We start from the raw sequence: 3935 nt of genomic DNA on the forward strand, positions 1-3935 counted from the left end.
ACGGACAATACGGGACTGCTCGGCAAGAGCCTGCAGAATCGCCTGTCTGATCCACCAAACCGCATAAGAGATGAACTTGAAACCACGGGTCTCATCGAAACGCTTGGCCGCTTTGATCAGGCCTATATTGCCTTCATTGATTAGATCAGCCAGTGACAAACCCTGATTCTGATACTGCTTGGCGACTGAAACCACGAAACGCAGGTTGGCCTTGGTAAGCCTTTCCAGCGCGAGTTCGTCGCCCTGATGAATCCTCTTCGCGAGTTCGACTTCCTCGTTAGGAGTCAAAAGCGGAGTTTCTCCAATCTCTTGAAGATAAAGATCGAGTGACCTGTCCTCATCGCGATACTTTCTTGACTGCCTTGTTGCCAAAAGTCTAACCTTCCTCCTATGACTTGAGGTTAACCTGAATTATAGTGAGTTGAGAGTTAACTTTCACTTTTAAGGGCTATATACCCGATGTTTCCATTGAGGTCAAAGATGTAAAACGCGACTGCTTTCTCGCGCTCTTTAAGTTTATCTGCAATTTCGTAAAATTCTTCCTTAGTACGCACATCCTTAAAATCGACCTTGGTTATAATTGTTCCCGGCGAAACATTTTTCTTATCAGCTGGTGAACCAGGTATGATTTCAGTCACTAACACACCCGGATGGTACTCGACATTGAAACGAGAAGCCAGATCGCTGTTGGCAGTTTCTACTTTCATCCCGAACCAGTTATCGCCTGATGAATCATCATCGCCGCGCGGTTCGGTATACTGCCAGTTGCGCTGGTCATCCGCAGAAGCCAGCGACTGATCGCGATCACCGAGAACAATCCGGAGATCACGAACACGCGCGTCACGGCTGATCTTGACATCGACTTTCTCGCCCTGCCGTTTCTCGGCCACCAGCAGACGCAACGTGTAAACATCGGGAGTCGCTTTTCCGCCGAATTCAAGTATAATATCATTGGCCAAAAGACCACCCCGATCAGCCGGGGATTCATTTAGGACACCGGTAATAAGAACACCGGTTGTACCCTCAGGCAGACCGGAAGCTTCGGCCTGATCCGGCGAAAGCTCCTGCAATGTAACTCCCAGCCACCCGCGCGAAACCCTGCCTTCCTCAATCAGGCTGGAAACGATCGAACGCGCCAGATTGGATGGAATCGCGAAACCGATTCCGACCGATCCCCTGCTGGGGCTGGCAATTGCGCTGTTGATACCGATCACCTCACCCGTCAGGTTGACCAGCGGGCCACCTGAATTGCCGGGATTGATCGATGCGTCGGTCTGAATATAATCCTGGTAAGCCGGAGTGTCCGACCCGAACCTCAGATCACGACGGCTCTTGGCTGAAATCACACCGACCGTAACCGTGCGATCCAACCCCTGTTCAGGGAAAGGATTGCCGATCGCGATCACCCAGTCGCCAATCCGCATATCATCCGAATCTCCCATCGGAATAAACGGCAGGCTGTCGGGAACATCTATTTTCAACACCGCCAGATCGGTCTGCGGATCGCCACCGATCAATTCCGCCCGAAATGAGCGCTCATCAGAAAGTGATACCATAATACGATCCCCGCCTTCGATCACATGATTGTTGGTGATAATGTAACCGTCGGGACGGATGATAAAACCGGAACCGTATGAAGCCACCCGGGGAGGGATTCCCAAAAAGCGACGCCACATCGGGTCGATATTCTGTGCCCGCGGATTTTCGCCCTCAGCATAAATAAACACCACCGCGTTACGGGTTTTCTCAACCACGGAGACAAACGGCGATTCACCTTTCTCGGTCAGGGGATAATTTTGCGGACGGGAAGCCGCGGGTAAAAGACCGCTGTCAGACTCCCACACATATTCCTGGTTGCGGTCGAGAACATAATCCACCGTACCGTAACCGATCACGGCCACAAGGACTATGGTTATAAAAAGAAAAAAAATTCCCCGCATGTAGTAACCGCTATTCATATCCCGCATAAATTAAGCGCTTCTACGCACAATCCGACATTCTAATAATATAAATATTAAACAGCCTTTGTCAACTGTTTGTTTCGTAATTATATACTAAAAAAAAGAAATAATGTTCCTCACAATTTATTATACTCTTCAAAATGCTCCCTTGATTGAAAAAAATCAGGTAGTGCTGGTGCTGGAGGACTTTTTCTCCTGGGGCGCTATCAGCCAGACCCGGCTGTCCAGGCTCCGGAGCTCTGTGATAAATCCACCCGCCAGGTTGCGCGACGTTATCTCGGTCTTCTCCCCGGAAAACAACTCGGTCATACGGAGCCTGGCAGTACGGATTCCCGCTTTCTTGAGGTCGACCTTGACCGCGACCTGAAGCGGATGGCGCTCGCTTTTCTTGAACGGAAGCTGAGGCTTGGAATATAACAGAAACAGCAGAGCTCGTTTTTTATCGGTGCGGACGATCGCACGGACATCCGGATTTGATGTATAGATAAACGATTCCTGCCCGCAGTCAGCGATAATAGACTCCAGAAAAGTCATCTTGTTATGATCTTCCTGGGTCGAAAGATCGAAACTGATAAAATAAACCTTGCCGCCATACTTGGTAGTCCTGACCGCCACAACGCTCTTGCCGGCCTTGGCCAGGGTCTTAGTCTGGGAATCCGAGGATGAGATCGTGGCGTACAAAATCGAGTGCAGAATCTTGTCCTCAGCCTTAACTTCGGCTACTTCCAGTCCCGGGTTGGTACGGATTTTCAGAAACGCCGAAAGCTTGTTGCAGGGATTGCCGAACGTATCATATTTAGGCATCACTCCCGTGAAGATAACGTTAACCCCCGCCTTGATCTTTTCAATCAGGAGTTCCTGTTCCGGCTGATCCATATACTCCGAAACCGGAATGATCAGGGTACTGAATTTTTCCAGGCTGGCAGTATTGGTTAACTCGGGAATCTGGTAGTCGATTTTCAACCTGTCCAGGTCACGCCCCACTCCCGGCAAAGTCGAATATAACAGATTGTCAATATACTCGAGATTTTCACCATCGCGCAGAAGCTCCAGCCGGCTGTGAGATTTATAAGAGACCAGCCCGATCTCGGTCACCGCGTCAAAAGCGCCAAAGTCGATCTTCATCGAGGCGGCATTGAAATATTTCATGACTTCGTAGGAGGGCTGAATCGTGCCGTCATTGGCCAGCGCGGCATCGTACCAGTGATCCCGTTCGACAAACATACTCGAATTAAAACCCTTGATTCCACCGGCTAAAGCCAGAGACAAAAGATATCGTGTGGCCAGGTCAGAAACCGGGAAAAAGTTTTTGGACTTGGCCGGCTCGGGAGAAAACATCCCGATCGACAACTCGGTCGCAAACGGAAAATCGGAGTTGGCGGCGGCATAACGAACTTTCTGCAATAAATCCGAGGAAGTGTCATTCCAGGTCAGGCTGACTCCCAGAATCTTGGGCTCATCCTCACCGGTCTCGAAATCATTCAAGGGACGCTGTAAATTGGAACGGAAACTGACCGTGCTCAAAAACAGCGGGTTGCACGAAAACGAAACATACAGGTCACGAAGAACATTGCGATAACTCTCCTGGTAATAATCCTTGAAGCTCAGCCAGTCCATACGCTTCTTGAGATTCTGGTTTATTACCTCCGGCTTGTTCTCGAGCTCAGCAAAATCGGAAAATTCCTTTAATTTTAACCCGTAAGCCTTATTGAATGACTTGATCGAATCATAGCTTTCTTCCAGAAACTGAGGATACAGGGTTTCCATATTATAAGGATTGAAATCAGCGCTGAGCGGATCGAAGTTTCCGCCAAAATAGTTGTCACTGCCCAGCTCGATCATGAATATCGGTCCCCGCGGGTAGATATAATTTTTTATGATTTCAGTCAGGCCGTTGAGATAATGCTTGACGAAATTCAAAAAGCGGGGATTCATAAGCGATGGGTAACTGGCGGTCTTTATGCCACTCTCAGT

2 protein-coding genes are annotated in these 3935 nt (G+C 49.2%); both read right to left on the reverse strand.

Annotated features, from left to right (window positions below; genetic code table 11):
* The coding region (locus tag GF404_13355; GenBank protein MBD3383166.1) for a sigma-70 family RNA polymerase sigma factor at positions 1-372 on the reverse strand (372 nt) is incomplete at its 3' end.
* A 56-nt stretch (positions 373-428) separates the two neighbouring features.
* A complete protein-coding gene (locus GF404_13360; protein ID MBD3383167.1) occupies positions 429-1967 on the reverse strand; it encodes a PDZ domain-containing protein in 1539 nt (512 codons plus the stop codon).
* Between the last annotated feature and the right edge of the window lie 1968 nt (positions 1968-3935).

Source organism: Candidatus Zixiibacteriota bacterium (assembly GCA_014728145.1).
Taxonomy (GTDB): Bacteria; Zixibacteria; MSB-5A5; order JAABVY01; family JAABVY01; genus WJMC01.

Excerpts from the sequence above, each read along its gene's own strand:
- GF404_13360 (MBD3383167.1), bottom strand. The coding sequence starts at position 1,967 with ATGCGGGATATGAATAGCGGTTACTACATGCGGGGAATTTTTTTTCTT.